Genomic DNA, 24,389 nt, shown 5'->3' on the forward strand with positions numbered 1-24,389 from the left:
CGTTCAGGCCGCGGCGGCCTTCTTCGCGGCGGCGAGGTCGACAAAGAGTTCGGTGTTGCAGCGGTAGGCGAGCAGGACCTCGGCGATGACACGCTCGCGCTCATCGGCGTCCCATGGTGCGGCGTCGAGCTGCTCGCGGTAGACGTCCTTGAAGGCGGCGGGGTCTGCGATCTCGTCGAAGAGGTAGAAGCCGATGCCGTTCGTCTCGAAGCCGAACTGCCGCGACAGCACACGTCCGATGAACTGCCCGCCCGACAGGTCGCCGAGGTAGCGCGTGTAGTGGTGGGCGACGAAGCCGCCCGGCCACGCCGTGCCCACCTCGGTGATGCGCGCGACGTACCTCGTAGTGGCGGGCAGTGGCGCGATCCGGCTACGCCAGTCGGGCCCGATGAGGAACTCGAGGTCGGCTTCGAGGGCGGGCAGGCGGGTCAGCTTGTCGCTGACGAAGGCGGATGCCACCGGATCGTCCGCCATGCGGGCCGCCGCAGCCTCGAGTGCCTCGTAGATGAACCAGTGCTGCGCGACGAGGGCGACGTAGTCCTCGCGCGTGCCCTTGCCCCGCATGAGGTCGGTCATGAAGTCCGCCCCCTCGCTGGACGAGTGCGCTCCGGATGAGCGTTCGCGGACGACGGCCGAGAAGGCGACGGGTTCGGGCATGGCCCCGAGCGTACAGTAAGGGTCAGCTAACCTGAAGGTCTGATTTTCATCGACTGCGGGTCAGTGCGGACGCGGTTCGACGCCCAACCGGTCGCAGGCCGCGTCGTAGAGCGCGACGATCTCGCGCCGCACCTCGGGTCGCTCGGTGATGGTCCCGCCCGGCCAGGGGATCCGGACGACCTCCTCGGCACCGTCGGCGCCGATGACGTGCCACTGCCCGCCGGCGCCGTCGAAGGTCGTCATCGTCGAGGCGACGACGTCGGGGACCGGCGAGAACGCGCGGGCGATGAGGACGTTGTCGTCGCGGTGGTCGTCGTTCATGTGGTGCAGGACGGCGCGGACGACCGCGTCGTCGAAGACATGGGCCATGCGGGTCAGCCTAGGCACAGGCGGCACGGCCCTGCCGGGCCGGGGCGGAGGCCTCCGTGTGCTTCAATCGAGAGAGGTTCAAGACGGGGGTGATCTGGCGCGTGAGAGGTCGTGTGTCGAGGCGGGTGATCGCTGCCGTCGCAGCCCTCGGCCTCGCCGTGGGTCTCGCCGCCTGTTCGCCCGAGGTCGAGACCGTCGAGCTCGGCATCGACCAGGTCGACGGGGCACTCCCCGACGACGCCGTCGCGCAGATGCAGGGACTCGTCGAGACGGCCATGACCGGTGCCGGCGCGAGCGGGGGCATCGTGAGCGTCTCCGTCCCGTGGGCAGGGCAGTGGATCGCCGGCCTCGGTTCGTCGACGCCCGACGGCGGCACCGTCGACCCATCGATGACCTTCAAGGCGACGAGCATCACACGGTCCATGACGTGCGACGTCCTCTACGGGATGGCCGCCGAGGGCACCGTCGCACTCGACGACACCGTCGGCGAGTGGCTCGACACCTACCCGGGTGAGAGCGACCTGACCCTCGAGCAGCTCTGCGACAGCACCAGCGGACTGCATCCCTACCTCGACGAGATCTTCCCTCGGCTGCTGACGACACCGGACCGCGTCTGGAATCCCCGCGAACTGGTCGCCTACGGCCTCGGACAGGGACCGGTGTTCCGCGCGGGGTCGCGCTTCGGTGATTCCGACACGGGCTACACACTGCTCGGGATCGTCCTCGAACGCGCCGCGCAGCGACCGCTCGCCGAGCTGTACGACCGGTACGTGTTCGAACCGCTCGGCATGACGCACAGTTCCTTCCCCGCCGGCGTCGGTTCGATGGCCGACCGGCTCGCGGGTCTGTACTCGGCGAACACCGACGGTGCGGTGGACTGCGCCGCCCCCCGGGACCTCACCGATCTCACGTCCAGCGCCGGCGCTGCCGCGGCGGGTGCCGTGTCGACCGTGTCCGACCTCGCGACCTACGTCCGCGCGCTCGCCGTCGGAGCTCGGAGCTACGACTCAGAGCAGCGCTTCGCCGACCCGCGCCCGACGGGAACCTCGCAGGCATCCTGGTTCACCGCCGACGGCGGTGCGTACCAGGCGGGCTCCCTCGTCGGGCAGTACGGCTCCCTCCCCGGCTACATGACGGCGGCCTTCGCCGACCGTGAGACGGGCATGTCGGTCGTCGTGGTGCTCAACAACTCCCGCGCGTCCGCCACCGTCGCTCGCGTGCTCGCGTGGCAGCTGGCGGCCGTCGCGTCGAAGACCCCCGCAGCCGAAGGGCGAGAGACGCCGCAGGTCGGCCTGCCCTGGACGGCCGAGAGTCTCGCAGCGCAGATGGCCGATCTCGCCGTCTGCGGCGAGTGAGCGCGCGGCCGGTCCCGACGACCGCCGTCGGCCTCGTCGTCGCCGGGCTGTGCTGCCAAGAGGTCGGCGCCTCGCTCGCGGTGCTGCTGTTCCCCGAGGTCGGCCCGCTCGGCATGGTCATGCTGCGCCTGGTGTTCTCGGCGATCATCCTCTGGCTCATCGCGCGCCCCTCCCTGCGTGGCCACAGCCGATCGGCGTGGGTGGCCGTCGTGCAGCTGGGAGTTGCGCTCGCCGTCATGAACGGGTTCTTCTACCTGGCCCTCGAGCGGCTCGCGCTCGGGGTGACGGTGACGATCGAGGTGCTCGGCCCACTCGCTTTGTCGATCATCGCGAGCAGGCGTGCGTCAGCGTGGCTCTGGGCGGGTCTCGCGCTCGCGGGCGTCCTCGCCCTCGGCGGCGGTGGATTCGACCGCCTCGACGCGCTCGGCGTCGTCTTCGCGCTCGGGGCCGCAGTGAGCTGGGCGTTCTACATCCTCGCGTCCGCCAGGGTCGGCGCAGCGTTCCCGAAGCTCGACGGGCTGGCACTCGCGATGGCGGTGGGCGCCGTGCTGTTGCTGCCGTTCGGCGTCGCGAACGCGGGTGATGCGCTGCTGCGTCTCGACCTCGTCGCGCTCGGCGCGGCGGTCGCCCTGCTGTCGTCGACGATTCCGTACACGCTGGAACTCATCGCCCTGCGGAGGCTGCCGGCAGCGGCGTTCTCGATCCTGATGGCGCTCGCGCCGGCGACGGCGGCACTCGCGGGCGTCCTGCTGCTCGGCCAGCACCTCGCCCTGCTCGAGGTCGTCGGCATCGGCCTCGTCATCGCCGCGTCGATCGGCGCCGTCCGCGCAGGGGGCCGCCGCGCGGACGACATCGCCGAGCCGACCGGCTGACGCTGCGCTTGACTGGGCGCATGACCGTCGTCGTCTGCGGGCCCGCCGCGTGGAATCACCTCATCCTGCTCGATCGCCTCCCCGAGCCCGTCCCGCACATGCAGTTCGCCTCCGCGTCGGTGCGAACCGTGGGAGGCACGTCGGCCGGAAAGGCGGTGCATCTGGCGGATGCCGGCGTGACCGTTCGACTGCACGCCCAGCTCGGCGAGGACGCCGAGGGCGCGGCGGTCGCCGAGGCGCTGCAGCGCGCCGGCGTCGACGTGGTACCTCACCCGAGCGGGGTCACCGAGCAGCACGTGAACCTGATGACCGCGGCGGGCGCTCGGGTGTCGCTGTACGTCGCCACGCCGTCGCCCGCTGAGGAGTCCGCCGTCGCTGCGGCACTCGCCGACCTGGCGACCGCCGAGGTCGCGGTCGTCGATCTCGGCGTCTTCGGGGCCGAGCTGATCCGGCGTGGCCCGGGCGCCCCGGTCTGGACCGACCTGCACGACTACGACGGGTCCTCGGCATTCCACGAGCCGTTCCTGCGCGCCGCCGAGGTCGTCTTCATGAACGACGACGCGGTCGGCGACCCGTGGGCGCTGCTGCGATCGTGCGTCGACCGCGGCCCTCGCTTGGCGGTCTGCACGCGCGGTGCGGACGGGGCGATCGCGCTGGGCGCGGACGGCACGCGATACGCCGTCGCCGCGGCATCCGTCGACCTCGTCGACACCAACGGCGCGGGCGACGCCTTCTTCGCCGGATTCCTCGCCGCCCATCTGGCGGGCGCCGACGTGGACGGATGCCTCGCGGCGGGCGCGCTGCAGGCGGTCGTCGCGCTGGAGTCCGCTCATCTGCACCCCGCGCTCGGCTGAGCGCGCGCCGCACCCGTCGCCGAGCGCGCTGGTTCGTGCCGGGCGCGTCCTCGGATGCCGCGCAGCGCGCAGCGCGCTCGGCGCGAAGGGGCGCTTTCGCGGGGGTCGGCTCGCCGCGCGGCGGCGGGTCAGGTGATGCGGCTCAGGCGGCGCGGGCGAGGGTGTCGGCGGCGGCGAGGTAGCGTTCCGCGACGATGCGGGCGACCGCGTCGTCGGGAGCCAGCGGCGCGGTGACGACGTCGGCTCCGCCACGGGCGATGACGTCGGCGAAGTGGCCCGGCGCGAGGACGTAGCTGGCCGCGACGACGCGGCGGGCACCGGCGGCGCGCGCCTGCGCGACGGCGTCGCCGATGCGGATGCCGGCGCCCGCCGCGAAGGCGACCGAGACGGACGCGTCGAGGTGGTGCCGCAGCAGGTCGGCCATGCCGGCGACGTCGACGGATGCCGCGGGGTCGCTCGATCCCGCGGCCGCGAGCACGACGGCGTCGCCCGCCGACAGCCCCACCTCGTGCAGGCGGGTCGCGAGCAGCTCGGCCAGCAAGGGGTGCGGTCCGAGCGCCGCGGTCGCCGTCGCGCGGCCCCCGGCATCCGTCACCGCGCGGGCGATGTCGACCTTCGTGTGGAACCCGGTCGACAGGAGCAGGGGCACGACGACGGCGGGTCGAGGCGAGACGGCGCGGACGACGTCGTCGATCTCGGGCTGCTGCACGTCGACGAAGGCCTCTTCGACCGAGACGTCCGGCAGCAGCAGGCGCACCTTCTCGACGGTGGCGGAGATGGCGGCGCGGCCGTCCGGCGAGCTGGTCCCGTGCGAGCAGGCGATGAGGACGGGGGTCATGCGAGGCCTTCCGGGGAGGCGACGTCGAGCCGGTACCCGCGCTTGACGACGGTGCGGATGAGGGTCGGGATGCCGAGCGCGTCGCGCGTGCGGCCGATCGCCACGTCGACGGCATGGGCGCTGTCGGAGGGCGCGCCACCCGACCGAGGGAGGGCTGCGGCGAGGTCGGCACGGGCGACGACACCACCGCGGGCGTCGAACAGCGCCCGGAGGAGCGAGAGCGACGCGCGCGAGAGGGGGAGCACCTGCCCGTCGAGCACGGCGGCGGTGCTGCGGAGCTCCAGGCGGCCGGCGGCCGTGTCGAGTGAGGGCGCGGAGCCGCCGCCGAAGTGGGTGACGACCGCGCGGACGAGCGACCCGAGGCGTCCGCGTTCGGCGATGAGGGGGTCCGCGCCCGCGTCGAGGACCGGCCCCGCGGTGATCGGTCCGACGGCGGCGAGCAGGAGGCGCCGATCGGCGGCGCGGTCGACGATCGCCTCGAGCGCGCCCTCGCGCCGTGCGGTCGCCAGCCATTCGGCCGCGCCGGGCGCCGACGTGAAGAGCACCGCATCCACCTCGCCCTGCGCCGTCTGCGCGACGGACCGGGCGACCGCGGCGGCGTCGGGCGGCGGGCCCCAGCGGTAGACCGTCAGACTCACGACGTCCGCGCCGGCGTCGGCGAACAGTTCGTCGAGGCCATCGGCGCCCGACCCGTGGTGCTGGACCGCGACCCGGCGGCCCGCGACGCCCTCGGCGAGCAGGAACGACCCGAGCTCCTCGCTCGTCTCCGATTCGGCCACCCAGTCGGCGGTCAACCCCGCCTGCTGGATCGCGCCGCGCGCCTTGGGGCCTCTCGCGACGATCTGCGCACCTGACAGGGCGTCGTGCAGCTCGGCCTGCAGGCCCGCCTCGTCGGCCGCCTCCATCCACCCGCGGAACCCGACCCCCGTCGTCGCGACGACGACGTCCGGCGGCGCATCGATCAGCTGCCGCGTCGCCTCGACGAGGGACTCGTCGTCGATGTGCGACACGATCGTCAGGGCGGGCGCGTGCCGGACCGTCGCGCCGTGCCGCTCCAGCGCCGTCGCGAGCTCGGCTGACCGACGATCGACGGCGATGACGATCGTGCAGCCGCCGAGCGCGGCGGACAGGGCGGGGCGGACGGCGGAGTTCACCGGGACGGGTCCCCCGATCCGGCGATCACGGCGGCATCGGGGAGCAGGAGCCCGGCGGCGGCGACGTCGCCGATGACGATGACGGCGGGGTTGCTGACGCCGGCCGATGCGGCATCCGTCACCGCATTCGCGAGCGTCGTCCGGGTCGTCCGCTGCGTCGGGGTGTGCCCGCGCTCGATGATCGCGACCGGTCGGTCGGCGGGGGCGCCGGCGCCGAGCGCCGCGGCGACGAGCTTGGGCAGTGCGGCGACGCCCATGAGGACGACGGTGGTGATGGTCGCGTCCGCCAGTGCCGCCCGCGTCGCGGGGGAGACGGGACCCTGGCCGATGGTGACGTGCAGCCCCGCGGCGGTGCCGCGGTGGGTGACGGGGATGCCGGCCGCCTGGGGCACGGAGACGACGCTCGTCAGCCCGGGCACGACCTCGACGGGGATGCCGGCGGCCAGGCACGCGGCGACCTCTTCGCCGCCGCGCCCGAAGACGAACGGGTCGCCGCCTTTCAGCCGGACGACGCGCTTGCCGGCCTTGGCGTGCGCAACCAGCAGGGCGTTGATCTCCTCCTGCGGCACGGGGTGGTGGCCGGGCGCCTTCCCGACGTCGATGATCTCGACGTCGGGGTCGAGATCGCTCAGCACATCGATGGGCCCGAGTCGGTCGGCCACGACGACGTCGGCCTCGGCGAGCAGGCGCCGGCCGCGGATCGTCATGAGGTCGGCCGGGCCTGGCCCGCCGCCGACCAGGTCGACGCGTCCGGCGGCCCTGCGCCGTCGTCGCAGGGGCAGCGTCCCGTCGCGCAGCGCCGCGCCGATCGCGTCGCGCAGGCGCGCGGAGCGGCGCGGGTCGACCCCGGCGTCCGAGGCGACGGCGACGATGACGTCGCCCGAGCGGGTCTCCGCCGTGAGCCGCGCCGTGCCGTGTGCACCGTCGGACGCGTTGACGCAGAACACCCGCGCGCGCTCGCACCACGCGGCGACGGCCGCGTCGACGGATGCGACGGCCGTCGCGGCGTGGACGAACCACGCATCCGTCACATCCGCCTCGCGGATGCCGCGGGCAACCCAGGTCACGCGGCCCGCGTCGACGTGCGCGCGCATCGCGTCGCCGAGCGCGGGGGCGACGACGGTCACGAGCGCGCCCTCGTCGAGGAAGCGGCCCACGCGGCGGGCGGCGACCGCTCCGCCGCCGGCGAAGACGACCCGACGGCCGGTGAGCGAGAGCCCGAGGGTGGTGGTCATGACTGCTCCCGTCGGACGTAGACGATGCCGCCCTCGACGGCCGCGGGCCAGACCCGCAGCGTCTTCGGATCTTTGCCCTGCGTCTCGAGGCAGACGCCGGTGCGCAGGTCGAACACCTGCTTGAACATGGGGGACGCCACGGTCGGCACATCGGCCCGGGTGCCGACGATGCCCCGCGAGATGACGTGCGCGCCGCTGTACGGGTCGAGGTTCTGCACGGCGTGCACCCGGCCGACGTGCGTGAGGAACAGCGCGATCTGCTCACCGTCGTCGAGGAGCGCCGCCCGCCCGCGCTCGACCTCGAGGTCGCCGAGCGCGCAGACCGCGGTCCAGCCGGCGGGCACCGCGGCATCCGTCTCGTGGGCCACCATCGTCATCGCCGCACCTCCAGCGTCGTGCCCGCGATGAGGACGCTGCCGTCCTCGCGCTCCTCCGCTGTGGCAGGGCGAGCCTGGCCGCGCTCGGTCGTGTACGCGAGCGAGGGGTCGGGGGTGGTGGGGGCGTTCACGAACGAGGCGAAGCGGCGGAGCTTCTCGGGGTCCTCGAGGGTCGCCTTCCACTCGTCCTCGTAGTTGTCGAGGTGTCGGGCCATTGCGGCATCCAGGTCGTCGCAGATGCCGAGCGAGTCGTCGAAGATGACGCGGCGCAGCTCGTCGATGCCGCCCTCCAGCGCCTCGAACCAGGGGGCGGTCCGCTGCAGCCGGTCGGCGGTGAAGACGTAGTACATGAGGAATCGGTCGATCGCCTGCAGCAGCCCCGCGTCGTCGAGCCCTTCGGCGAGCAGCACCGCGTGGCGCGGCGTGAACCCGCCGTTGCCGCCGACGTACATGTTCCAGCCTGCCTCGGTCGCGATGACGCCCACGTCTTTGCCCCGGGCCTCTGCGCACTCGCGCGCGCAGCCCGAGACGCCGAGCTTGATCTTGTGCGGCGAGCGGAGCCCGCGGTACCGCAGCTCGAGCTGGACCGCCATGCCCACCGAGTCCTGCACGCCGTACCGGCACCACGTCGATCCGACGCACGACTTCACGGTGCGCAGCGACTTGCCGTAGGCGTGCCCCGATTCGAACCCGGCGTCGACGAGGCGCTGCCAGATGTCGGGCAGCTGCTCGAGGCGGGCCCCGAACATGTCGATCCGCTGGCCACCGGTGATTTTCGTGTACAGCCCGAAGTCCTGCGCGACCTGCCCGATGACGACGAGGCCCTCGGGGGTGATCTCGCCGCCCGGGATGCGCGGGACGACGGAGTAGCTGCCGTCCTTCTGCATGTTCGCCATGACGTGGTCGTTGGTGTCCTGCAGGGTGGCGTTCTCGCCGTCGAGGACGTGGCGGCCGGTGAGCGTGGAGAGGATGCTGGCGAGCGCGGGCTTGCAGATGTCGCAGCCGCGGCCGGTGCCGAAGCGTTCGATGACGGCGCTGAAGGTCTGCAGACCAGACACGCGGACGGCGTCGAAGAGCTGGCGGCGCGACATCGCGAAGTGCTCGCAGAGTGCCGTGCTGAGCGTCGCACCGGTCTTCGCGAGCTCGGACCCGAGGATCTTCGTGATCATCCCGACGCACGATCCGCACGCTGCTCCCGCCTTCGTGCAGGCCTTGATGCCCTTCACATCGGTGCAGCCCTCGTCGTGGACGGCCGAGCGGATGCCGCCGGCTGTCACGCTGTTGCACGAGCACACGAGGGCGTCGTCCGGCAGCTCGCCCGAGGGCGCCGCGACGCCGTCCTGCGGCATCAGGTAGGCGACCGGGTCGCCGCCGAGGGCGCTGCCGACGAGGGGACGAAGCGATCCGTACGCCGAGGCGTCGCCGACGAGGATGCCGCCGAGCAGCGTCTTCGCGTCGTCCGAGACGACGAGCTTCTTGTAGACGCCCGCGACCGGGTCGGCGTAGACGACGTCGAGTGCGCCGGGGGTCTCGGCGAACGCGTCGCCGAAACTCGCGACGTCGACTCCCGAGAGCTTCAGCTTCGTGGACTCGTCGAAGCCGCCGAATGCGGCCTCGAGGCCCAGGAGCCGCGCCGCGGCGACCTCGGCCATCGCGTAGCCGGGTGCGACGAGGCCGACGCAGCGTCCGTCGAAGCTCGCGACCTCGCCGATGGCGAGGATGCGCGGGTCGGAGGTGTCGCACCCCGCGTCGATGACCACGCCGCCGCGCGGATCGACGGTCAGGCCGGCGCTGCGGGCGAGCTCGTCGCGCGGGCGGACGCCGACGGTGAAGACCACGACGTCGCTCTGCTCCCACGTGCCGTCCCGGAACTCCAGGCCGACGACCTGGCCGCTGCGGTCGGCGTCCAGACGCGTGGTCAGCGACGACGTGCGCACGCCGATGCCCCGTGCCTCGATGAGGCGGCGCAGCGCGTCACCGGCGGGGAGATCCAGCTGCGCGGACATGAGGCGGTCGGAGGACTGCACGACCGTGCAGTCGACGTCGAGTCCCTGCAGGGCGCCGGCCGCCTCGAGCCCCAGCAGGCCCCCGCCGATGACCGTGCCGACGAGCCGCCGGCCGAGTTCGGCCGAGCGGCGCTGCACGAATCGCTCCAGCGCCTCGACGTCGTCGAGCGTGCGGTAGACGAAGCATCCGTCGTGGTCGTAGCCGTCCACCGCGAGCCGCGCGGCGTACGAGCCGGTGGCGAGGACGAGCCGGTCGTAGCCGATGCGCTCGCCGCGATCGGTGCGCACCTCGGCGGCGTCGCGGTCGATGCGCGTCACGGTCGCGCCGCGGAGGAAGCGCACCCGCTCATCCGAGAGTGGTGCCGCGTCGAGCGCGAGGTCGTCAGCCGACGCGCCTGCGAAGAACGAGGTGAGTCCGACGCGGTCGTACGGATGCCGGGGCTCTTCGCCGATGACGGTGATGCGCCACGGTTCGTCGGTGCGGCTGAGCAGGCTCTCGACGAAGCGGTGGGCGACCATCCCCGCCCCGACCACCACGACGTGGGGTGGGGTGGGGCCGGTGGAGCTCATGCCGTGACCGTACGCGGGAGACGTTGCGGCGGCGTTCGCGGAGTGTTGCGGGCTGTTTACGGTGCGCGCCATGGCTCGCGCCCCTTCCTGGTCGAGCAACAGGTTGCTGGTGGTCGAGAGGTGCCCCGCCCGATGGGCGGAGCACCTCTCGCGGAGACGACGCGGACGTCAGCGCGCGGCGCCGACCTCCACCGGGGCCGGCGCCGCCGCGGCGGCGGCCTTGTCGCGGCGCGAGGCGCGCACCCGGCGGGGCGCCGAGGGGCGACCGTAGGTGAGGTAGATCGGCAGTCCGACGAACAGCAGGCCGCCGACCAGGTTGCCGAGCACGGTCGGGATCTCGTTCCAGATCAGGTAGTCGACGATCGTGAAGTCGCCGCCGAGCAGCAGGCCGGACGGGAAGAGGAACATGTTCACGATCGAGTGCTCGAAGCCCATGAAGAAGAAGAGCATGATCGGCATCCACATCGCGAAGATCTTTCCGATGACGTCCTTCGACACCATCGCGAGGACGACGCCGGTGGCCACCATCGCGTTGCAGAGGACCGCCCGCACGAACAGCGTCAGCATCCCGTTGGCGCCGTACTCGGCGTAACCGACCGTGCGACCCTCGCCGATGTGGCCGATGGCCTCGCCGACGGCGTTCGGGGCGGTTGCGAAGCCGTTGGTGAACACGATCGCCATCAGCACCGCGATCGCGAACGCGCCGATGAAGTTGCCGAGGAAGACGAGTCCCCAGTTGCGGAGGATGCCGCCGAGGGTGACCCCGGGGCGCTTCGCGAGCCACGCGAGCGGAGCGAGGACGAACACGCCGGTCAGCAGGTCGTAGCCGAGCAGGTACAGCATGATGAACCCGATCGGGAACAGCACGGCCCCGAGGAGCGGGCTGCCGGTGGTCACGCTGATGGTGACGGCGAAGGCGGCGGCGATCGTGAGGACCGCCCCGCCCATGATGGCGCGGACGAGCGTGTCGCGGGTGGAGAGCAGTACCTTCGACGCGCCGGCGTCGAAGATGTTCTGGGCGAGGTCGGTGGGGGTGACGTAGGTCATCGCGGGTCCCTTCGGTCGTGGAGCCGGGGTGTGTGGGCTCGACGCTAAAGGGCGGGTGTTTCGCGCGGCGTCACCGGGATCGACCGCTTTGGTTACCTCTTCCTCTCAATCGGAGAGGACGCGATGTGAGGTCAGTCCGTGGATTCCTCATGTCCGACCGAGCGGGCCTCGAGGTACGCGCACAGCTCGGCGGCCACCGCCAGTTCATGCGCCATGGCCTGCAGCTGGTGGCTGCTGAGGATCGTCGTTTCGGGCTGCGGCTCGATGGTGATCCGCCAGTGGGCGTCGCCGACTTCGAGCGGTTCCATGAAGACCGAGACGGTGTTGTCGGCCAGCGGCACGACGACGAGTCCGGTGTCGCCGCCGTCGGATCCGTCCTGGACGACGACTTTGATCAGGTCGCCGGCCTTGCGGGCGGCGTGGAACTCATCGACCCAGCGCTCGAGGGTCTCTTTGCTGCGGAACGGCATGGGGGATCCCTTCGTGGCGATCGGCGAGGGTAGCGGATGCCGGGACACGGCGCCACAGCCCCGGAGCGGGCCCCTCGCTTCGATTATGGTCGATGGGTCGGCGTATTCGGCGCCTGATCGGAGTGAATGTGGCGGACGTCGGCGCGCAGGCTGCAGAGGGTTCGACGGCGTCCGTCGGGTACTGGTACGACGAGGCGCCCGGTCAGCGCGATCGTGCCCGCCGCGTGCTCGAGGCGCTGCGCACCTACCGCGCCGCCGAATCGGCGATGCGACGTCGCACACGGGACTCGATGGCGATGGGCGAGAACGAGCTGCTCGCGCTGCGCTACCTGCTCCGGCAGCCGGATCACTCTGCGCGTCCGTCGGAGCTCGTGAAGTACCTGGGCGTCACGTCGGCATCGGTGACCACGATGCTCGACCGTCTCGAGAAGACGGGGCGCGTGACCCGTGCCGCCAACCCCAACGACCGCCGCAGCATCTTCGTCACCGCGACCCTGCACGCGAACGAAGAGGTGCGCGAGACCCTCGGCCGCATGCACGACCTCATGTACGGCGTCGCAGTGGGCATGTCGCCCGACGCACAGGAGCACGTCGTGTCGTTCCTGCAGCAGATGGCCGACGCCGTCGACGGCGTCGAACCCGCCCCCGCTGTCGCGGACTGAGGCCGGTCGGCGGCGCCCTATCCGCCATGGCGCCCGAGCGCAACGCCTCGCGAGAATCCGATCGAGACCGCATGGTGGTCGGATGAGATGCATCACGTACGCCGGCGAGACCGTGGTCACGACCGATGACGTCGCGGAGGCTCTCGTCGAGCTGACCGCGGCGGTGGCCGAGCTCGGCAGGGCGGATGCCGTGACCATCCCCATCATCTTCGAGAAGAACCACCAGCGGGGTGAGGCATCCCTCGTCATCGGTGTCGGCAACGACGTCCTGTCGGTCGCCACCGACTGGGAGGGCGAAGAGCCGGACTTCTCGTTCGCCGCGGCGCAGCTGCGCCGGCACCCGCACTACCCGCGCGAGGAGGCCGGATCGGGCGAGGCCGCCTACGAGGACGGGCCGGAGATGTTCTGGGACCCCGACCTCGACGGGTTCGGACGAGCCTGACCGGAATGATGTCGGAGGTCCCGGGTAGAACGGACTGATGCGCCCGGCATCCGCTCTCCTCGACGTGCGTCGCATCTACGCGGAGCCCGCGGCGGCCGCGTCTGCCCGTGGGCTCGAGATCCTGGCGCGGTGGCCCGACGCGACGGTCGTGCCGATCGCCTCGCACTGGCAGATCCCCGAGGTGCACGGCGATGAGCGCAACGTCGCGCGGTGGGTGCGCATCAAGACCGAGGCCCTCGTCCTCGGCGAGAAGAAGAGCGTCGCGACGCGGGTCAACGGACGGTCGGCCGACTTCATCGCGCCGTCGACGGCGAACGGCTGCGCGATGGCGTGCGCCTATTGCTACGTGCCGCGCCGGAAGGGATACAGCAATCCCGTCACCGTCTTCACGAACATCGAGCGCATCACCTCGCACCTCGCGCGCCACGTGCAGACGCAGGGCGCGAAGGTCGAGCCGAATCAGTGCGATCCCGACGCCTGGGTGTACGACATCGGCGAGAACAGCGACTGCTCGGTCGACGCGATGATCAGCGACAACGTCCGGGACCTCTGCGATCTGTTCCGGATGCTGCCGACCGCCAAGGCGTCGTTCGCGACGAAATACGTCAATCGCGACCTGCTGGAGTGGGACCCGATGGGGCGCACCCGCATCCGCTTCTCGCTCATGCCGCACGAGACGGCGAAGGTGACCGACATCCGCACGTCGCCGATCGCCGAGCGGATCGCGGCGATCGATGACTTCGTGGCGGCCGGCTACGAGGTGCACCTGAACTTCTCGCCGATCATCCTGACGCCGACGTGGGTGCGGGACTGGTCGCAGCTGCTGCAGCACCTGGCCGACGTCCTCACACCTGCGACGAAGGCCCAGCTCGCCGCCGAGGTGATCTTCCTGACGCACAACGAGCAACTGCACGAGGTGAACCTCGGCTGGCATCCGAAGGCCGAGGAGCTGCTGTGGACCCCCGCGCTCCAGGAAGCGAAGGTGTCGCAGAACGGCGCGGTGAACGTCCGCTACCGGGCGCAGGCGAAGGCCGCGCACATCGAGACGTTCCGCGGACTCGTCGCCCGGTACCTGCCGGAGTGCCGCATCCGCTACGCGTTCTGACGCTCAGTCGTTGCCGCTGGCGGGCGGCTCCCCGAGCGCGTCGACCGCGTCGAAGAACGCGTCGGGGACCTCGGCGTCGATCAGCTGCGGCAGGGCCGCGAGGCGCTCGATCGACGGGATCCCGACGACGGTCGCGTCAACCAGGTCGCTCCGCAGCGAGAAGTGCAGCGCGGCAGCCGCCAGGTCGACGCCGTGCTCCTGTGCGAGCGCGCGGACCCGCTCGAGGTGCGCGGCGAAGTCGGCCGGCATCTCGCGGTATCCGTATGACGCCGCGTTGTTCGCGAGGGTGCCGCCGCCGAACGGCGCCGCGTTGACGACCGTCATGCCGAGGCTGCGCGCGGTCTCGAAGAGGGTCGTCGCGGACCGGTCGACGAGCGTGTAGCGATTGTGCGAGAGCACGACGTCGAAGACGCCGGTGTCGACGTACTGCTGCACCTGGGCGAGCGTGCCCGACGCGATGCCGACCGCGCCGATCAGGCCCTGCTCGCGCAGATCGAGGAGGGCGGGCACGGCGCCGGCGGCGCCCATGGCCTCGTCGAAGGAGATCGTGTACGGGTCATGGAGCTGGTACAGCGGCAGGCTCTCGAGGCCGAGTCGAGTGAGCGACTCGTCGAGTGAGCGCTTCACGCGGTCGCCGTCGAAGACCCCGGTGCCCGGCTCGCTGTCGGCCTTCGAGTAGACGAGCTTGTCCTGCGGCAGCCCGCCGGCGCGACGGATAGCCGATCCGAGCAGCTCCTCGCTGCGGCCCCCGGCGTAGTTGTTGCTGGTGTCGACGTACCCGATGGTCGAGGCCAGCAGTGCGTCGGCGAGCTGGTCACCGCCCTCGCGCTCGCCGAGTCGCGAGGCGCCGAGGATGACGGGCGTGGGGGAGAGGGATCGCATCTGCTGCCTTCCGAGGCGTGGGTGCAGGGTCGCCCCCGACGATACGCGTGGTCGGCGTCGGCGCGCGGCGGGTTGACGCGGGCGAGACCCGCGGGTTCGCCGAGAAAAATGTGGAGGGGCTGACGGGAATGAGCTCGCATCTCGGACTGATAAAGCCGCGAATCGGAATGCTCGGTTGACGAATGTTGTCTGTAGCTACTCCAGACAACGCGATCCCACCTCTACGTTTCACAGGGGTGGTGGCCGCTCCTGGTCAGGCTCGAGCATCGGCTGGCAGCGCTCGATCCGACGTACAGGGTGTCGCAAGTGAAGTCGAAGTTTGCGGTCCTGCAGTTCTACCTCGCGAGCATGCCGCGGAGCGACGTTGGCGCAGCGTTCGCGGACGCGATCCGCGAAGCGGAGGCAGAGGCTTCGCAGACCTGCGAGCTCTGCGGCAAGCCCGGCGTCCTGCGAAGATCGCGAGAAGGAACGTACGCACTCCTGTGCGCCGAAGATGCCGGAACCGACTACAGATCGACGCGCGACGGCGCTGACGGCAGCGATCGGCGATGAGCGACCTTGAGTTCCGCCCGGTGGTCGCGCTCGACATGGACGGCGTGCTCGGAGTCCCGCCGACTCGGACGGGCAGCCCCGCGCGAGACCTCGTCTCCGTCGAGATCACGTACCGCCGCGACGCGTTCCCCTGTTGCTTTCGCTCCGGTCGCGATGCCTACGTCATGTGGGCCGAGATCCCCGACTTCTGCGATGATCCGCAACCGCGGAAATAGGACATCGCGTCACGCTCGCGGTCGCTGCAGCGTGGCTATCCATCGACGTCGCTGCTGCATTGGATGAACTCGAATAAGGAGCCAGACGCATGAATGAATCGGACCGCCCCGTTATCGCCTTCGACTTCGACGGCGTGGTCCGCGTCCCCAACGCGCGGCCCGGCAAGGAGTACCGCGACCACATCCTCACCGCCGAGATCGAGATCAGGAAGAGTGCGTTCCCGGCCGAGCACCACAGCCCGCCCCTCTGGGACAAGCAGGGCCTGTGGCGCGAGAGGCATTCCTTCTCAGGTGTCGCCGTCGACTGGATTCGCAGCCTCCTAGTTCGGGACATCGAGGTGGTCTGGGCCACCACATGGGTCGACTACGTGAACCAGCATTTCGCCAGTCCGCTCGGTCTCCCATCCCTGCCGGTCGCTGTTGTCAACGACGGCATCCGCGACGAGGACGCGGTCGTCTGGAAGGCGAGACAGCTCGCCGGGTACCGACCAGGCCACCCGCTGCTTTGGATCGACGACGAGATCGAACCTACCTGGGCGGGTGCCTTCCACCTCGTCCGACGACAGGGTGGGAGCGACGCCACCCGCTACCACCGTGTCACGGACCGCGAAGCCGGATTTACTCAGAGCGATGTGGACGCGTGTGAGCCGTGGCTGGCCCAGTGGTTGTGACGCATCGCCCGCCGCGATTCCGGTATCGGGGCCCCGTTCATGACCGACGTCGGCTGTTGTCGTCGCTGGGTAACGCCCACCATGATCGCGCCGCCGACACGAGCTCCCAGTACGCGTCCACGGCTGCGACCGGATCGACGTCGCCGTCGTACTGACGCTGAATCTGCAAACCGTCCATCACGGCGATCCCCAGAGTGGTCACCAACTCGCTGCTGACCCCGCGCAATCCGCCGTCCACGTCGGCGCCAGGCTCGCGGGTCTGCTGGCGAGCTGCTGCGAAGTGGTCTATGAAGTAGCGGTGCGCAGGGTGCTTCGGGTCCGACGCTTCCGCAGATAGCGTGACGTAGAGCGATGTCAGTCCCGGATGGTCCGCGGCGTGACGTGCCACTTCGCGGGAACGCGATGCGACATCCGAGTCCACCGTGTCGGCTAGGCGATCGGCGATCGAGGCGTCCCGCAGATTTAGGACTTCGACGAGGAGATCCTCCTTGTTGGCGAAGTAGTGCAACAGGAGGGCCTGCGAAAGTCCGACGCGCTTGGCGAGCTCCCGCATAGAGGACGAGGCGTACCCGGATTCTGCGAATAGCTCGGCCGCGGCTGCCACGATCTCGCGCCGCCGTTCCACGCCCTTGCGGTAGGGTCCTCGAGCTCTGCTGGGGTCGGGCATGGCACAACGATAGTTCCCCTCTTCACGAGGGAGCGCAAAAACTTGTCATTCGACCAACTTATGCCTCATACTCGAGCTGACTCCGACCGATCTCTGTGGTAGCGATTTGCACGTCGGGCTCGCTGGCTGTGCACCTCACCAGTGCAAAGAACACCACGTACGGAGCACAATGACCGCGCCCGACGCCCGCCTCACACCCGACGGAACCGTCTACCGTGACCTCAACGGCAATGGGGAGATGGACGTCTACGAAGATCCCAGGCGCACGCCGGAGGAACGCACAGACGACCTCCTCGGCCGGTTGTCTTTGCCTGAGAAAATAGGGCTGATGTTCCAGACCGTCATTGAGGCGGGACCGAACGGAGCGCTGCTCGAAGCTCCGGGAAAGATCAGCAAGTCGGCGACGACTGAGGTCGTGGTCGACAAACACCTCACCCACTTCAATGTGCACGGCCTAAGCAGCGCACACGACGCCGCGCGATGGAACAACGCGCTTCAACGCCTCGCTGCTTCCAATCCGCACGGCATCCCTGTCACCATTTCCACCGACCCACGCCACGCGTTCGTCGAGAACGCCGGCGCATCCTTCGCCGAGGGTCCGTTCTCCAAGTGGCCGGACGCGCTGGGTTTGGCCGCGTTGGACGATCCTGACACGACCCGGCGGTTCGCCGAGATCGCTCGGGAAGAGTACCGGGCGGTCGGCATACGGTCAGCGCTCCACCCCCAGATCGACCTCGCCACTGAGCCGCGGTGGTGCCGTCAGTTGCAGACGTTCGGTTCGGATCCCAGCAGGGTTTCCGTGCACACCGCCGCTTACCTGCGAGGTTTCCAGGGCGCGGCGTTGGACGCGGACAGCGTCAGCTGCGTCACGAAGCACTTTCCCGGCGGAGGTCCGCAGAAGGACGGAGAGGACGCTCACTTCCCCTACGGCAGGGAGCAGGTCTACCCGGGTGCAGCGTTCGATGATCACCTTGCGCCGTTCGTGACAGCCATCGCGAACGGAACCGCAGGAATAATGCCCTATTACGGCATGCCGATAGGGCTCACCCTGGACGGGGAGGAGATCGAAGAGGTGGGCTTCGGGTACAACCGCCAAATCGTTCAGGGTCTCCTTCGGGAGCGACTCGGCTACCAAGGCGTGGTCGTGACCGACTGGGAGTTGGTCAACGACAACCACGTCGACAACCAGGTGCTGCCCGCGCGAGCTTGGGGAGTCGAGCACCTCGACGCCAGCGGGCGGATGCGCAAGATCTTGGACGCAGGCGCTGATCAGTTCGGCGGAGAGGAATGCGTCGAACTACTCGCAGAACTCATCGAGCAGGGTTTGGTCGCGAAGTCGCGAGTCGATGAGTCAGCCCGCCGTATCCTTCTCGTGAAGTTTCAGCTCGGGTTGTTCGACGATCCATTCGTCGACGAACTCTCCGCCGCCGCGATCGTCGGAGACGCGGAGCACAGGGCCGAAGGGGAGAACGCGCAAGCACGCTCCGTCGTGATTCTCGAAAACGGAAACGTGAGTCCAGTGTTGCCGGTCCGTCGTGACCAGCGCATCTTCGTGCAGGGGATCGATCACGAGGTCGCGGCTCGCTATGGCGAGGTCGTGGCAACTCCTGCCGAGGCGGATGTCGCTCTCGTCCGCATCGCCGCTCCCTACGAGCCACGCGACGACCTCTTCCTCGAGGCATATTTCCATCAGGGAAGTCTCGAGTTCCGACCCGGTCTCGTCTATGCACTGACGTCGATCGCAGCTGAGGTTCCCCTGATCGTCGACGTACAGCTGGACCGAGCGGCGGTACTCACGCCCATTGGCCGTGCGGCATCAGGGCTCACCGTGACGTTTGGTGTCTCTGACGAGGCGCTCTTGAGGGCGTGGTTCGGCGAGGTGGCTCCGGTAGGGATTCTTCCGATCGCGCTACCACGCTCGATGGACGCGGTCCGGGCCGTCGAGTCGGATGCGGGTTTACGAGGCAACGCCGTTCTGTATCCGCTCGGGCACGGCCTCAGGCTCGATGCTGGGGATAACGCCAGCGGGCGGGCCGTCGCTCCTCCCACGTCGCTGTGAACACCACCCACGCATGCGCGCCGCCATCCCGTTCGTATCGGGTTTTCTTTCGCAGGAGGCCGCGACATGTCCGGGTCGCTGAAATAATTGACACGCGTCAAAATCGGTGCTTCCCTAGGAAACGCACAACCCGATCCGGAACTTCCCGCACCGCGATCGGAACCAGCGCCCGACGACGGGCTCGTGAAAGAGGCACGCAATGCGACGCAAAGACGCGGCAAACATCCCGCTGACCAACGCCCCGATTGAGGAGGTCTCGAGGCTGACCCGAGGCGTGGATGAGGAGGACCCGACGACGACGGAACTCCGTCTGCCGAAAGTGGGTGGCGGGTTCATCTTCACCTACGGGCTCGTCTACTTCGGCTACTTCCTTGCGCTGTTCATGCCAGCGCTGTTCAGCCTCCCCTACAAAATCCAGCTCGTTGATCCGGCGAGCAAGGAAACCGTCTTGGGCATCGTCGTCGGCGTTAGTGCGATCGTGCTCCTGCCCGCAGGCCCGATCGTGGGCGTCCTGAGCGACCGCAGCAAAATCCGGTGGGGTCGCCGTCGGCCATTTCTCCTGCTCGGGCTGGGCGCCTATGCGCTAAGCGCGGTCACCATCGCGCTCGCACCCAACGTGCCGCTTGTTCTCGTCGGTTACCTCATCGCCCAGGTCGCCGGTGCTCTCGTGGGCGCCGCCCTCAACCCCGCCCTCGCCGAGCGCGTGCCCCCGTACCAGCGCGGCAAGCTGGGTGCGCTCAGCGGCGTGATGGCCTCAGTCGCAGGTGTGTCTGCGAGTCTCGTGGGCAGCTTCCTCACGGGCAACCTGCTGCTGCTGTTCCTCCTGCCCGTAGCTGTGCTGGCAGTGGGTGTCGCGCTGTGGATCTTCGTCGTGCCCGACGCCCCGGCGCCCGAGCGGTTCCAAAACCTTTCCATCGGATCATCGCTGCGCTCGCTGCTGTTCGACCCGCGCAAGCACCCCGACTTCGCGTGGGTGTGGGTCGGCAAGCTCGCCATCGGCATCGGTACGGCGTTCTTCACGACGTACCAGCTCTACTTCGTCCTCGATCGCCTGGGCTTCACGGCTGAGGAGGCCGGTCGCCAGCTTGCCGCAGTCGGCGGACTGTCGCTTCTGGCCACGGTCGGCTTCACTGTCCTCGGCGGGTTCCTCTCCGACAAGCTGCGTCGGCGCAAGCCCTTCATCTACGTCGCGTCGGGCATGATCGCCGCCGGCATGGTCGTAGGCGCCTTCGCTCCGAGCCTCGCGGTGTACATCGTCGGCGGCGTGTTGCTGGCCGCCGGTTCAGGTGCGTTCAACTCCGTCGACCTGGCGCTCGCGTCCGACGTGCTTCCCGACAAGGCCGCGGCAGGCAAGTGGATGTCGATCTACCAGGTCTCGGGCACCCTCGCGACCGCCATCGGCCCCGTGATCGCCCCGGTGCTCCTCGCGATCGGCGGGGGCGCAAACTACACCGTGCTCTTCGTCGTCGGCGGCATCATCGCCCTCGGCGCGGCTGTCACGGCGTCGCGGGTGCGCGGCGTGCGGTGACATCCCATAGGCCTCAGCGGTGACCGCCGGGGGCGCGCCCGGCGGCCACCGCTTCGACCTCGACGCTCACGGAACCGCTTCGCGAGCACTCCACCTCCGAATGGAAACGATGATGAACGACGACAACCGCCCCTACCTCGATGCGACGCAGCCCGTCGGCGTCCGTGTTCGGGACCTCCTCGGACGGATGACCCTCGAAGAGAAGGCGGCCCAGACGGCCTCGCCGTTCGGCACCGCCGTGGACGCCCACGATCCGCCCGCAGCGGGGTGGGGTGCCGCGGTCGCGGCGATCGCCGCGCTGAACCTCCCGCCGCGCGAGGCCGCGGAGAAGGTCAACGAGCTGCAGCGCAAGCACATCGAAGACACCCGCCTGGGCATCCCGGTACTGCTGGCCGAGGAAGCGCTGCTCGGATTCAAGGTGCAGGGCGCCACGACCTTCCCAGATGCGATCGCGCAGGCCGCGACCTGGAACCCGGAGCTCATCACCGAGATGGCCGCCGAGATCGGTGCGCAGATGACCGCGCTCGGCGCGCGCATGGCGCTGTCGCCGCTGGCGGACGTCGCGCGAGACCCCCGGTGGGGCCGGGTCGGTGAGACTTACGGCGAAGACCCGTATCTGGTCGGCGCAACCTCCGCCGCCTTTGTCCGCGGCCTGCAGAACGCCGTCGCCGACATGCCCGTCATCGCCGCGCTCAAGCACTTCGTCGCCTACGGCGCCAGCGACGGCGGGCGCAACACCGAGCCCGCTCAGGTCGGTGAGCGCCTGCTACGCGAGTTCTACGGGCTGCCGTTCGAGATGGCGATCCGCGACGGCGGCGCCGAGGGCATCATGCCTTCGTACAATGACCTCGACGGCGTCCCGGTCACCGGCTCGCGCGAGCTGCTCGACGACCTCCTGCGCGACCAGTACGGCTTCACGGGCCTGGTCATCTCCGACCTCGACGCGATCGCGCAGCTCTCGACCAAGCACGCCGTCAGCCCCTCGCTGGTCGCGGCCTACGCCGACGCCCTCAAGGCCGGCGTCGACCTCGACCTCGACAACCGGGTGTCGACTGACCGCGTGATCGACGCCGTCCGTCAGGGCCTGTTGAGCGAAGAGGAGCTCGATCGCGCGGTGGCCGCGGTGCTCCGCGCGAAGTTCCGCCTCGGACTGTTCGAGCGTCCCTACGTTGATATCGCCTCGGTGCCCGAGCTCCTCGACACACCGGATGCTCGGAACCTGGCCCGTCGCGTCGCGGAGCAGTCGATCGTGCTGCTCAAGAACGATCCGGTCAACGGCGCGCCGCTGCTGCCCCTGGCCGACGATCTCGGCACGATCGCCGTCGTCGGTCCGAACGCCCACCGCCCGCTGGGCCAACTCGGACACTACGCCTACCAGGTGCTCGACAGCATGACCAAACGCTTCGCGCTCGCCGCGAACCCTCAGGCGCGGCTCGAGGACGTCGAGGAGCTGCGCGGCAAGACCGGCGCCGACGACGCAACGCTGCTGGTCGACACCGTCCCCCTCGTGACCTTCGCCGACGGCATCCGTGATCGCGCTGCCGGTGCGACGGTGCTCTACGAGCCGGGATGCCCCGTCGAGAAGAGCGATCGCTCCGGCATCCCCGCCGCCGTCGAGGCCGCGCGCCACGCCGACGTCGCCGTCGTCGTCGTCGGCGACCAGGCTGGCATCAACGGATTCGGAACCGTGGGCGAAGGGCTCGATAGCGCGACGTGCGAACTTCCCGGCGTCCAGCGCGAGCTCGTCGAGGCGGTCGTCGCCACCGGCACCCCGACCGTCGTGGTGCTCAGCCACGCTCGTCCGTACGTGCTGGGTTGGCTCACCGAGCTGCCCGTCGCGATCGTCTCGAGTTGGCTCGGCGGAGAAGAGGCGGGCGCGGCTGCGGCCGCCGTCCTCTTCGGAGACGTCAATCCCGCCGGTCGCCTCCCCATCGCAATGCTCCGCGACGTGGGTGCGGCGCCCGTGCCGTACTGGCGCACCCTCAATCCCGTCGACAGCTATGTCGACGGCTCGGCCGGTGCGGTCTTCCCCTTCGGTCACGGCCTCAGCTACACGACGTTCGAGTACCGCGACCTGCAGCTGCAGTCCCCGCGGGTGAGCACTGACGGCGTCATCCGCCTGACGTTCACCGTCGCGAACACCGGTGGCGTCGCAGGCGACGAGGTCGTGCAAATCTACGGTCGTGACCTGGTGGGCCGCACGGCGCGCCGCAGCCGCGTGCTGCTCGGCTTCCAGCGGCTGACGCTCGCGGCGGGCGAGGAGCGCCAGGTTCTCGTGGAGGTGCCGGCGGAGATGTTCGCCCTCTGGGACGTCCGCGAGGGCTGGGTCGTCGAGCCGGGCGCCGTGCAGCTGTTCGTCGGCGGTTCATCGGCCAAGACGCCGCTGCGCGAGCAGCTCGACCTGACCGGCGCTGTGCACCGGCCCGGTCGTGCGCGGGCCTTGCGGAGCACCGTGACCCCGGGCGGCGAGCTACCCGCATCCGCTGAGGACGACGCGCTCGAAGCGGCTCCCGCAGTGGCGCCGCTGACGTCCGAGAGCATGATCGCGGAGTGGCTCGTGCACCCGCGCGGACGGAAGCTGCTGTCGGAGGCGCTCGGCGGAGCCGACGAGGAAGTGCTCGCGCAGGCGGCCGGCCTGACGCTCGAGCAGCTGGTCATGTACAGCCAGGGCGCACTGCCGGCGGAGCTGCCCGCGTTGCTCCTCGAGCGGGTGAATACGCCCTGACGCTCAGCGATCCCGGGCGGTGCTGCCGCCCGGGATCACCGAGACCGACGACCTGACGGTCTCGAGCGCATTCGTCGGCAGCGGTCCGTCGCCGTTCAGAGCGCGCACGATCTCGTGGGCGCTGAAGCGGACGTCGATGTCGACCGTGGTGATGGAGGGCTCGCTGACGCCCGCCACGACGGTGTTGTCGACGCCGATGACACCGATCTCGTCCGGAACTGCGCGGCCGGCGTGGCGCGCGGCGGCGGCGACGGCCAGGGCCGCGTCATCGTTGTAGGCCACAACTCCGACGTCGCGCGGCGGGAGCAGACGGGCGAGCTCGCCGCTGCTGTCGCGCGCGAGTCCGAGCCGGACGGTCGGGAGGGTCGGGATGCCGGCCGCCGCGGCCTCGGCGAGGGCGCCCTGCTGTCTTGCGAGGGCGAACGGCTGCTCGCGTTGATCCTCGGGCATGGCCACCACGATTGCCGGGTAGCCCCTTTCGATGAGGTGGCGAGCCTGCAGCGCGCCGATGCTTTCGTCAATCGCGATCTGGAGCTCGCGCGGCTGGTCGACGACGCGGGCGCCCAGCCGGTCGAGCTGCTCGTGCTGTGCGGGCGACAGCGGTGCCACGCTCCACAGGCCCACGGGGCGCAGCGCCAGCACGGCATCGTCGATGAGCTCCCCGCCGGCTGAGAAGCGGATGAGGTTCGTCGTGCCGGTCTCGGCCAATTCGTCGGTCACCCGGTCGATGAGTTCGCGCAGGCGCGGTCCGAATGAGATGTTCGGCAGCAACGTGATGACGATGTCGCTCTTGCCGCGAACGAGCGCGCGGCCGGCGAGAGACGGGCGGTAGCCGAGCTCTTGCGCGACGGCCTGGACGCGGTCGACCATGTCGGGTTTGAAGCGATGTCCATGACCGTTGAGGATCTGGCTCACCGTCGACCGGGACACCCCTGCCCGGGCTGCGACATCGGCGCTGCTTGTCATCATCGGATCCCTTCTGACCTTTCAGCATAGAGAACGGCCGGATCTTTGACACGCGTCAATTGCTGTGATTCGATGGTCGCGCGGCGGTCGACAGGGCCCGTCGCCAGAAGC

General features: G+C 70.0%; 22 protein-coding genes. 10 read left to right on the top strand and 12 right to left on the bottom strand.

Going from position 1 to position 24,389, the window contains the following annotated elements:
* Window positions 1-3 precede the first annotated feature (3 nt).
* Both KZX17_RS04845 and KZX17_RS04850 read right to left on the bottom strand, forming a co-directional pair.
* Complete coding sequence (locus KZX17_RS04845) at window positions 4-657, bottom strand: heme oxygenase (biliverdin-producing) (protein WP_248170403.1); 654 nt, start codon at window positions 655-657, stop codon at window positions 4-6.
* A gap of 60 nt (window positions 658-717) precedes the next feature.
* The gene (locus KZX17_RS04850; RefSeq protein ID WP_248170401.1) at window positions 718-1,026 is read right to left on the bottom strand and encodes a DUF2470 domain-containing protein; all 309 of its coding nucleotides are present in this window, start codon (window positions 1,024-1,026) and stop codon (window positions 718-720) included.
* A gap of 125 nt (window positions 1,027-1,151) precedes the next feature.
* On the opposite strand from KZX17_RS04850, the gene KZX17_RS04855 reads away from it, so the two are divergent.
* From KZX17_RS04855 to KZX17_RS04865, 3 genes are read left to right on the top strand one after another with little or no spacing between them, the layout of a single operon-like run.
* A complete protein-coding gene (locus KZX17_RS04855; RefSeq protein WP_248170400.1) occupies window positions 1,152-2,381 on the top strand; it encodes a serine hydrolase domain-containing protein in 1,230 nt (409 codons plus the stop codon).
* Window positions 2,378-3,253, top strand: a complete 876-nt coding sequence (locus tag KZX17_RS04860; RefSeq protein WP_248170399.1) for a DMT family transporter — start codon at window positions 2,378-2,380, stop codon at window positions 3,251-3,253. Before KZX17_RS04855 ends, KZX17_RS04860 begins: the two co-directional genes overlap by 4 nt.
* A gap of 20 nt (window positions 3,254-3,273) precedes the next feature.
* Window positions 3,274-4,107: a carbohydrate kinase family protein gene (locus KZX17_RS04865; protein WP_248170398.1), complete on the top strand. Its 834-nt coding sequence runs from the start codon at window positions 3,274-3,276 to the stop codon at window positions 4,105-4,107.
* Window positions 4,108-4,249: 142 nt separating this feature from the next.
* On the opposite strand, the gene KZX17_RS04870 is transcribed toward KZX17_RS04865, so the two are convergent.
* The 7 genes from KZX17_RS04870 to KZX17_RS04900 all read right to left on the bottom strand — a co-directional run bounded on the left by KZX17_RS04870 (window position 4,250) and on the right by KZX17_RS04900 (window position 11,804).
* A complete protein-coding gene (locus KZX17_RS04870) occupies window positions 4,250-4,945 on the bottom strand; it encodes a sirohydrochlorin chelatase (protein ID WP_248170397.1) in 696 nt (231 codons plus the stop codon).
* Window positions 4,942-6,099, bottom strand: a complete 1,158-nt coding sequence (locus KZX17_RS04875; RefSeq protein WP_248170396.1) for a uroporphyrinogen-III synthase — start codon at window positions 6,097-6,099, stop codon at window positions 4,942-4,944. The genes KZX17_RS04870 and KZX17_RS04875 overlap by 4 nt, the downstream gene beginning before the upstream one ends.
* Window positions 6,096-7,334: a uroporphyrinogen-III C-methyltransferase gene (cobA, locus tag KZX17_RS04880; RefSeq protein ID WP_248170395.1), complete on the bottom strand. Its 1,239-nt coding sequence runs from the start codon at window positions 7,332-7,334 to the stop codon at window positions 6,096-6,098. Before cobA ends, KZX17_RS04875 begins: the two co-directional genes overlap by 4 nt.
* On the bottom strand, window positions 7,331-7,711 hold the full coding sequence (nirD, locus tag KZX17_RS04885; protein ID WP_248170394.1) for a nitrite reductase small subunit NirD: 381 nt from the start codon (window positions 7,709-7,711) through the stop codon (window positions 7,331-7,333). The genes cobA and nirD overlap by 4 nt, the downstream gene beginning before the upstream one ends.
* Window positions 7,708-10,287 carry a nitrite reductase large subunit NirB gene (gene nirB / locus KZX17_RS04890; protein ID WP_248170393.1) on the bottom strand — a complete coding sequence of 860 codons (2,580 nt, stop codon included), beginning with the start codon at window positions 10,285-10,287 and terminating at the stop codon, window positions 7,708-7,710. The genes nirD and nirB overlap by 4 nt, the downstream gene beginning before the upstream one ends.
* Before the next feature lie 168 nt (window positions 10,288-10,455).
* Window positions 10,456-11,334 carry a formate/nitrite transporter family protein gene (locus tag KZX17_RS04895; protein WP_248170392.1) on the bottom strand — a complete coding sequence of 293 codons (879 nt, stop codon included), beginning with the start codon at window positions 11,332-11,334 and terminating at the stop codon, window positions 10,456-10,458.
* Between the two features lie 131 nt (window positions 11,335-11,465).
* The gene (locus tag KZX17_RS04900; protein WP_248170391.1) at window positions 11,466-11,804 is read right to left on the bottom strand and encodes a hypothetical protein; all 339 of its coding nucleotides are present in this window, start codon (window positions 11,802-11,804) and stop codon (window positions 11,466-11,468) included.
* 128 nt (window positions 11,805-11,932) lie between these two features.
* Here KZX17_RS04900 and KZX17_RS04905 point away from each other — a divergent pair, with 128 nt between their 5' ends.
* From KZX17_RS04905 to KZX17_RS04915, 3 genes are all read left to right on the top strand, one after another.
* Window positions 11,933-12,466 carry a MarR family transcriptional regulator gene (locus KZX17_RS04905; RefSeq protein ID WP_248170390.1) on the top strand — a complete coding sequence of 178 codons (534 nt, stop codon included), beginning with the start codon at window positions 11,933-11,935 and terminating at the stop codon, window positions 12,464-12,466.
* Window positions 12,467-12,548: 82 nt separating this feature from the next.
* Entirely contained in the window at window positions 12,549-12,908 is a 360-nt protein-coding gene (locus tag KZX17_RS04910; protein WP_248170389.1) for a hypothetical protein, read from the top strand.
* Window positions 12,909-12,945: 37 nt separating this feature from the next.
* A complete protein-coding gene (locus tag KZX17_RS04915; protein WP_248170388.1) occupies window positions 12,946-14,013 on the top strand; it encodes a spore photoproduct lyase family protein in 1,068 nt (355 codons plus the stop codon).
* Window positions 14,014-14,016: 3 nt separating this feature from the next.
* Here KZX17_RS04915 and KZX17_RS04920 read toward each other — a convergent pair whose 3' ends face one another.
* Window positions 14,017-14,895, bottom strand: a complete 879-nt coding sequence (locus KZX17_RS04920) for an aldo/keto reductase (protein WP_248170387.1) — start codon at window positions 14,893-14,895, stop codon at window positions 14,017-14,019.
* Between the two features lie 856 nt (window positions 14,896-15,751).
* Between KZX17_RS04920 and KZX17_RS04925 the strand changes: the two genes are divergently transcribed.
* The gene (locus tag KZX17_RS04925; RefSeq protein ID WP_248170386.1) at window positions 15,752-16,333 is read left to right on the top strand and encodes a hypothetical protein; all 582 of its coding nucleotides are present in this window, start codon (window positions 15,752-15,754) and stop codon (window positions 16,331-16,333) included.
* A gap of 37 nt (window positions 16,334-16,370) precedes the next feature.
* Here KZX17_RS04925 and KZX17_RS04930 read toward each other — a convergent pair whose 3' ends face one another.
* Entirely contained in the window at window positions 16,371-17,000 is a 630-nt protein-coding gene (locus KZX17_RS04930; protein WP_248170385.1) for a TetR/AcrR family transcriptional regulator, read from the bottom strand.
* Window positions 17,001-17,169: 169 nt separating this feature from the next.
* Between KZX17_RS04930 and KZX17_RS04935 the strand changes: the two genes are divergently transcribed.
* From KZX17_RS04935 to KZX17_RS04945, 3 genes are all read left to right on the top strand, one after another.
* Window positions 17,170-19,059 (top strand): glycoside hydrolase family 3 protein, encoded by a 1,890-nt coding sequence (locus KZX17_RS04935; RefSeq protein ID WP_248170384.1) that lies wholly within the window; start codon window positions 17,170-17,172, stop codon window positions 19,057-19,059.
* 199 nt (window positions 19,060-19,258) lie between these two features.
* The gene (locus KZX17_RS04940) at window positions 19,259-20,587 is read left to right on the top strand and encodes an MFS transporter (protein WP_248170383.1); all 1,329 of its coding nucleotides are present in this window, start codon (window positions 19,259-19,261) and stop codon (window positions 20,585-20,587) included.
* A 109-nt stretch (window positions 20,588-20,696) separates the two neighbouring features.
* Window positions 20,697-23,312 carry a beta-glucosidase gene (locus KZX17_RS04945; protein ID WP_248170382.1) on the top strand — a complete coding sequence of 872 codons (2,616 nt, stop codon included), beginning with the start codon at window positions 20,697-20,699 and terminating at the stop codon, window positions 23,310-23,312.
* 3 nt (window positions 23,313-23,315) lie between these two features.
* Here the strand turns inward: KZX17_RS04945 and KZX17_RS04950 are convergent, their stop codons facing one another.
* Entirely contained in the window at window positions 23,316-24,281 is a 966-nt protein-coding gene (locus KZX17_RS04950; protein WP_308194496.1) for a LacI family DNA-binding transcriptional regulator, read from the bottom strand.
* Window positions 24,282-24,389: the final 108 nt, after the last annotated feature.

The sequence above is a fragment of the Microbacterium sp. EYE_78 genome (assembly GCF_023149035.1).
Classification (GTDB): domain Bacteria; phylum Actinomycetota; class Actinomycetes; order Actinomycetales; family Microbacteriaceae; genus Microbacterium.

Bases quoted from the DNA above. Each gene is read 5' to 3' on its own strand.
- KZX17_RS04845 (WP_248170403.1), bottom strand. From the start codon at position 657: ATGCCCGAACCCGTCGCCTTCTCGGCCGTCGTCCGCGAACGCTCATCC.
- KZX17_RS04850 (WP_248170401.1), bottom strand. From the start codon at position 1,026: ATGGCCCATGTCTTCGACGACGCGGTCGTCCGCGCCGTCCTGCACCAC.
- KZX17_RS04865 (WP_248170398.1), top strand. From the start codon at position 3,274: ATGACCGTCGTCGTCTGCGGGCCCGCCGCGTGGAATCACCTCATCCTG.
- KZX17_RS04870 (WP_248170397.1), bottom strand. From the start codon at position 4,945: ATGACCCCCGTCCTCATCGCCTGCTCGCACGGGACCAGCTCGCCGGAC.
- cobA (WP_248170395.1), bottom strand. From the start codon at position 7,334: ATGACCACCACCCTCGGGCTCTCGCTCACCGGCCGTCGGGTCGTCTTC.
- nirD (WP_248170394.1), bottom strand. From the start codon at position 7,711: ATGACGATGGTGGCCCACGAGACGGATGCCGCGGTGCCCGCCGGCTGG.
- nirB (WP_248170393.1), bottom strand. From the start codon at position 10,287: ATGAGCTCCACCGGCCCCACCCCACCCCACGTCGTGGTGGTCGGGGCG.
- KZX17_RS04895 (WP_248170392.1), bottom strand. From the start codon at position 11,334: ATGACCTACGTCACCCCCACCGACCTCGCCCAGAACATCTTCGACGCC.
- KZX17_RS04900 (WP_248170391.1), bottom strand. From the start codon at position 11,804: ATGCCGTTCCGCAGCAAAGAGACCCTCGAGCGCTGGGTCGATGAGTTC.
- KZX17_RS04910 (WP_248170389.1), top strand. From the start codon at position 12,549: ATGAGATGCATCACGTACGCCGGCGAGACCGTGGTCACGACCGATGAC.
- KZX17_RS04915 (WP_248170388.1), top strand. From the start codon at position 12,946: ATGCGCCCGGCATCCGCTCTCCTCGACGTGCGTCGCATCTACGCGGAG.
- KZX17_RS04920 (WP_248170387.1), bottom strand. From the start codon at position 14,895: ATGCGATCCCTCTCCCCCACGCCCGTCATCCTCGGCGCCTCGCGACTC.
- KZX17_RS04925 (WP_248170386.1), top strand. From the start codon at position 15,752: ATGAATGAATCGGACCGCCCCGTTATCGCCTTCGACTTCGACGGCGTG.
- KZX17_RS04930 (WP_248170385.1), bottom strand. From the start codon at position 17,000: ATGCCCGACCCCAGCAGAGCTCGAGGACCCTACCGCAAGGGCGTGGAA.
- KZX17_RS04935 (WP_248170384.1), top strand. From the start codon at position 17,170: ATGACCGCGCCCGACGCCCGCCTCACACCCGACGGAACCGTCTACCGT.
- KZX17_RS04940 (WP_248170383.1), top strand. From the start codon at position 19,259: ATGCGACGCAAAGACGCGGCAAACATCCCGCTGACCAACGCCCCGATT.
- KZX17_RS04945 (WP_248170382.1), top strand. From the start codon at position 20,697: ATGATGAACGACGACAACCGCCCCTACCTCGATGCGACGCAGCCCGTC.
- KZX17_RS04950 (WP_308194496.1), bottom strand. From the start codon at position 24,281: ATGATGACAAGCAGCGCCGATGTCGCAGCCCGGGCAGGGGTGTCCCGG.